The 577-nt window shown below is 44.0% G+C and carries 1 pseudogene; it reads left to right on the top strand.

The window, feature by feature from the left end:
* Window positions 1–577, top strand: a pseudogene (locus tag WMO75_RS19785) (CD1108 family mobile element protein); the annotation flags it as partial.

Raw genomic sequence — 577 nt, 5'->3', positions numbered from 1 at the left:
TTTGGAGCGGAGGACCGACTGCCAGTGGAGCATATCCAACTGCCAATCATACCTTAGCGGTAGATGCTTCCAATCCGTTTGTACCAATGGGAACAAAGGTAGTTATGAATGGTGTCGAATATACTGTAGAAGATACCGGAGCTTTCGCAAGATACGGTGTACAGTTTGATGTCTATTATGACAGTCATGCGGCAGCATCTGCACATGGACATCAAACATGGGAATGTTATCTGGCAGATGATAATGGAAGCAATGAAGTGGAAGTGACCAGGACAAGAGATGTAGATGTGCTGAATGTCACCTTAAATAGTGGAAACCTGATGTCAATCTGTCAGGACAGGTTGGGATTTTTCCAGAAAGAACTGTTCAGTGCCTACAACGATACAAAAGGCAACTTGCAGATGTTTGCAACACCGGTTGATTTTAACTGGTATTCCAGTGTGACCAGCTATTATGGATACAGGATTCATCCAATATCAGGAGCAAATCAGCTTCATAATGGTATGGATATCGGAGCACCGGAAGGGACAAAAGTAATGGCAGGGCTGACCGGAACGGTTACAACTTCTGCTTATAA

The organism is Blautia intestinihominis (assembly GCF_040096655.1).
GTDB lineage: Bacteria > Bacillota > Clostridia > Lachnospirales > Lachnospiraceae > Blautia_A > Blautia_A intestinihominis.
Note: the sequence above shows the minus strand (reverse complement) of the source record. Positions and strands in the feature narration are given on the sequence as shown.